6 protein-coding genes are annotated in these 4,305 nt (G+C 33.1%); 3 read left to right on the top strand and 3 right to left on the bottom strand.

Features of this window, described 5'->3' with window-relative positions; all coding sequences use genetic code 11:
- Positions 1 to 52: 52 nt before the first annotated feature.
- Entirely contained in the window at positions 53 to 556 is a 504-nt protein-coding gene (locus ACT8VG_RS07970; RefSeq protein ID WP_444195577.1) for a hypothetical protein, read from the bottom strand.
- Between the two features lie 93 nt (positions 557 to 649).
- Between ACT8VG_RS07970 and ACT8VG_RS07965 the strand changes: the two genes are divergently transcribed.
- Both ACT8VG_RS07965 and ACT8VG_RS07960 read left to right on the top strand, forming a co-directional pair.
- Positions 650 to 1,453 carry a methyltransferase domain-containing protein gene (locus ACT8VG_RS07965; protein ID WP_217106950.1) on the top strand — a complete coding sequence of 268 codons (804 nt, stop codon included), beginning with the start codon at positions 650 to 652 and terminating at the stop codon, positions 1,451 to 1,453.
- The gene (locus ACT8VG_RS07960) at positions 1,450 to 2,319 is read left to right on the top strand and encodes an RluA family pseudouridine synthase (RefSeq protein ID WP_195920861.1); all 870 of its coding nucleotides are present in this window, start codon (positions 1,450 to 1,452) and stop codon (positions 2,317 to 2,319) included. Before ACT8VG_RS07965 ends, ACT8VG_RS07960 begins: the two co-directional genes overlap by 4 nt.
- 23 nt (positions 2,320 to 2,342) lie before the next feature.
- Here ACT8VG_RS07960 and ACT8VG_RS07955 read toward each other — a convergent pair whose 3' ends face one another.
- Together ACT8VG_RS07955 and ACT8VG_RS07950 are read right to left on the bottom strand one after the other, a co-directional pair.
- Positions 2,343 to 2,915, bottom strand: a complete 573-nt coding sequence (locus tag ACT8VG_RS07955; RefSeq protein WP_195920860.1) for a hypothetical protein — start codon at positions 2,913 to 2,915, stop codon at positions 2,343 to 2,345.
- On the bottom strand, positions 2,912 to 3,628 hold the full coding sequence (locus ACT8VG_RS07950) for an acyl-[acyl-carrier-protein] thioesterase (protein WP_195920859.1): 717 nt from the start codon (positions 3,626 to 3,628) through the stop codon (positions 2,912 to 2,914). Before ACT8VG_RS07950 ends, ACT8VG_RS07955 begins: the two co-directional genes overlap by 4 nt.
- Before the next feature lie 122 nt (positions 3,629 to 3,750).
- On the opposite strand from ACT8VG_RS07950, the gene ACT8VG_RS07945 reads away from it, so the two are divergent.
- Positions 3,751 to 4,242 carry a hypothetical protein gene (locus ACT8VG_RS07945; RefSeq protein WP_022425991.1) on the top strand — a complete coding sequence of 164 codons (492 nt, stop codon included), beginning with the start codon at positions 3,751 to 3,753 and terminating at the stop codon, positions 4,240 to 4,242.
- Positions 4,243 to 4,305: the final 63 nt, after the last annotated feature.

Here is a 4,305-nt window from a genome sequence, read left to right as displayed (position 1 = left end):
GCCACTTTAGATAGCAATATCTACTGGGGTTAAAGGTCGGAGGTGTAAACCGTTAATACGACTGGGCAGTTACAAGCCCATGACCTTTAGGTCGTGGGTAGTTGACACCATCTAGAATCCATTGAAGGACCATACAATGAGAGGCATTGGTATGGTAGAGTATCGCAAATTTAAGTTCTTTTGATAATGGTTTTCCTATACAGTATTCATGCCATTTTAAGTCAAATTCTATACAGTGGTTAAGCATATGTTCTTTTAGGGAATTCTGTCCATCTATTAAACAGGCTTGTTCAATGAAGGCTTCATATTTCTTTACGCTGTTTAATGTCTGAGTGAGTGCTGACTTGAAATCAATGGACATTTCTTCATTGAACCGATTCACAATCACTGTATCATAAACATAGGCAATAAGATCATTCTTATCTAGAAAATGATTATAGAATGTCTGTCTTGAGAGTTCAGTATCCTCTAGTAAGTCGCCTATGGTGATTTTAGAAAGCGGCTTCTTATAGAGAAGTGAAAGAAGACTGTTAGAAAAAGCTTTTTTTATGTTCATGTTATCCCTCTCTTTCATATTAATTTTACAACTTTCAAGTAAAGTATGCTATTATATCATTGCGAATAAGCAATAGAAACGAGGTAAATAAAAATGAGTATACTTGCATGTCCTAAATGTCATGAACCTTTAGAAATTGAAGGTAAAACATGTAAATGCATTAATAACCATTGTTATGATATTGCCCGTCAAGGGTATATGAATCTACTTTTAAATCCTGATAAGGCATCTAATAATCCAGGTGATTCTAAAGAATCATTGATTGCGAGAAAAGCTTATCTTGATAAGGGTTATTATGATCCTATTCTTTTTGAAGTAGTAAATGAAATCAAGAAGAAGGAAGGTCCTTTAAATATCCTAGATCTAGGTTGTGGTGAAGGCTATTATACATATCGTATGAAACAGATTCTTGGTGATGAGAATACTTATTGTGGTTTAGATATTTCTAAGTTAGCTGTAAGAATGGCTACACAGTATGATAAGTCTATTCACTGGATTGTAGGTAATTCTAAGAATATTCCAGTACTTGATCATTCTATGGATGTTATTACCGCAATGTTCACTGTAGTGAATCAGGAAGAACTTGCTAGATGTATTAAAGAGGATGGTTATATTATTCATGTAACTGCCAATAGAGATCATTTAATTGAAATTAAACATTTGATTTATGATGAAGTAAAGACTAAGTCTGATAAGTATATCCGTCTTCCATTTAATGTATTAGAGAGTCATGATTTTAAAAAGACTATTTCTATTAAGAATCGTGAAGATGCATTAAATCTTTTAAAGATGACACCACATTATTATCATATCAAGAAAGAAAAGCGTGATGTTCTTGATACATTAGAAGCACTTGATGTCACTATTGATATCAAAATCACTGTATATCGTCCATGAGAATAAAGAAGCAAGGACAGCATCTTCTTATCACTATTGATGAAGAATATGAAAATCGTCCTTTATCTGATTTGTGGGCAGATCTGCATTTATCACGCAAAACAATTCATTTATTAAAACAGAATAAAGACTATAAAATCAATCATGTATTTAATATGAATCCTATACTTCATACAAATGATGTATTAGATGTTCTTGCTTATGAACATGATGATGAAACATATGCACCTGACTTTCAGGATATAGATATTGTATATGAGGATGATCTGATTCTTATTGTGAATAAACCTATTGGGATTGCGGTTTATCCAGATGATCCTCATAAGACAGACAGCTTATCTAATAGAGTGAGTGCTTATTATATGACACAGGGATATGATATTCCTGTTCGTTATATTCATCGTTTAGATAATGATACAACCGGTTTAGTAGTATTCTGTAAGTGTCATTTAATACAGGCTTATCTTGATCATGCCTTGTCTATTAAAGAGATACAAAGAGAATACTTGGCTTATGTAGAGGGTCATATCAAAGAAGGTAAGGAATATAAGATTGAACAGAACTTAGGCAAAGATAGACATAGTCCTTCTAAGATGCGTGTTCATTCTAAGGGTATTCCTGCTGTGACTTATTACCAGTGTCTAGAGAATAAGGAAGATTATGCACTTGTAAGATGTCGTCTAGAGACTGGTAGAAAGCATCAGATCCGTGTTCATATGGCTTCTATTGGTCATCCTATTCTAGGTGATTCCCTTTATAATGAAGGCTCTGATTATCCACGTTTAGCACTTCATGCTGCCTATATCAAGTTTGAAGAACCGATCACTCATCTTGAGATTGATTTGTATAGTCCTATGGAATTTTAAAAGGAGATGACGACATCTCCTTTTTAATCAAACGTTACAAGCTTTACAATATTCTTATGACTCTTATTAAAGAGTGTAGAAGCACCCACACATACACGTTCACCACATGATGAGAAGATAATAGATGTATCAGATGATGTTTCTTCATAACCAGTAATACACATCCAATGCCATGTTTCTTCTTCTAATATCTGTGCTTCATGAGTTAAGATCAACATACCAATAGGATGACCCTGATCAATAGCTGTTTTCACAAAATGTACACCCTGTTCAGCAGATTCAGTAATCTTCTGATAAACAGGTTCTACATCTAAACCACTATGTTTCATATACTTCTTAAAGTTCTTCGCAAACTTATAGAAATAAGGGAAACCCATAATACCTGGAGTATTGAGTTTAAACATCTTTGTCATCAGTTCTAGAAAATCTGGATAAGAGATATCTAGCTTATGTTCATAGAAACAGGCCATATCTGCAGCACAGACACTTGCACATCCTGCACGTCTTGCCCATTCATCAGGAAACCAATCCTGGTCTCCGCCATAGTAGTCTTGATTATCTTTATGAAAGATCATGATAGGAAGTTCTTTTTTCATTTTGTGTACTCCTTCATATGGATTTTCACAATAAAGCAGTTTTCTCCTTCTACATCCCCTTCAATGATATAGGTATCATTAATATGAGTGAGATAGAGTTCAATTGTCTGATGAGCGAGTATTTCTTTTTTATAGTTAATAGAAATAGAATCCATAAAATGATTTTCATAGGCTTCTACGGGAATCAAGTTAGAAGCGATACGTAAATAATGGGTATTGTTTAAATGTCTATTTGTATCTATATCACTATAAGGTACAGTATAAGTACTTACTAATTGTCTATCATCTTGCGTAAAGAGTGTTTCTGGTTCTTCTTTGACCAAGTCTGGGTTATCAGGAAGAGTTAATCCTGCACGCTTAGGAGATGTAATACGACGTCTCTTTAGGTCGATAAGAGTCCAGATAGAACGACATTCACCAATACGTCTACCTTCTTTTTCTATATAGTAGAATCGAGGAAAAATCACATTAGAATAATGTCCAATCTCTGTAGTAAGAGTAATTTCATCATCTTCATAAATAGGTTCAGTTAATATAAGTGACTGTTTAGAAACAACATAACCATACTTTCCCTTCATTGATTCTTTATAGAATCCTGATAAAGAACCATCTACAGTTGCTATACGTGAGAAATAGACAAAAATATTTTCATCTCTTAAACGACCTGTATAGTCACATTGATCGTTCTGTATTATGTAATGAAGTGTATACATTTTCATTTTCCCCCTTTTTTTAAGTATTATACTGCTTCTTTTTCATTTGTCCATACAAATAGGGTATAGCCAAATTGAACAGTTCAATGTATAATTATAAGAAGAATAAAGGAGAGAACAGAATGGATCAGGTTTTAATTATACTTGCATTTCTTGTTGGACTCGTTGGTCTCTACTTTACATATATGATTGTGAATGTAGTTGTAACTATTATTAAATCTAAGAAAAGAGATCATTCATTAAAATTCTGTATGAGTCCTGCAGGTAAGGCTTTTTATATTGGTCTTACAGTACTTTATTTTGTAGTATTATTTGGTTGTATCGCTTTTATGATTTCAACATACAATGCTCACAAAATGAACTACATTTCAAACGCTTTAAGTGTATGGGCTATTTATTCAATCATCTATTCAATGCAGATTGCAAACCTTGTATTAGTTGGTAGAAAAAATATGCTTGTAGGTCGTCTTCTTATCGATTATCGTAAGATGAAGAAAATCAACTTCAATACAAATAATGAAATCACATTTGTATTCGCACAAAAGAACTTTAGATTCTCTACACGTTGGGTTGATAAACAGCTTTTAAGAAAAGCAGTTACAGGAAGAAGCTAATAAAAAAGGGTAATTTAAAATAACTAGGGGTTTCCTAAATTTTAATTATCACGTAGTATGGGG

It is taken from the genome of Catenibacterium sp., assembly GCF_052354645.1.
Lineage (GTDB): Bacteria > Bacillota_I > Bacilli_A > Erysipelotrichales > Coprobacillaceae > Catenibacterium > Catenibacterium mitsuoka_A.
Note: the sequence above shows the minus strand (reverse complement) of the source record. Positions and strands in the feature narration are given on the sequence as shown.

Coding starts and splice junctions, on each gene's coding strand:
- ACT8VG_RS07970 (WP_444195577.1), bottom strand. CDS start 556: ATGAACATAAAAAAAGCTTTTTCTAACAGTCTTCTTTCACTTCTCTAT.
- ACT8VG_RS07965 (WP_217106950.1), top strand. CDS start 650: ATGAGTATACTTGCATGTCCTAAATGTCATGAACCTTTAGAAATTGAA.
- ACT8VG_RS07960 (WP_195920861.1), top strand. CDS start 1,450: ATGAGAATAAAGAAGCAAGGACAGCATCTTCTTATCACTATTGATGAA.
- ACT8VG_RS07955 (WP_195920860.1), bottom strand. CDS start 2,915: ATGAAAAAAGAACTTCCTATCATGATCTTTCATAAAGATAATCAAGAC.
- ACT8VG_RS07950 (WP_195920859.1), bottom strand. CDS start 3,628: ATGTATACACTTCATTACATAATACAGAACGATCAATGTGACTATACA.
- ACT8VG_RS07945 (WP_022425991.1), top strand. CDS start 3,751: ATGGATCAGGTTTTAATTATACTTGCATTTCTTGTTGGACTCGTTGGT.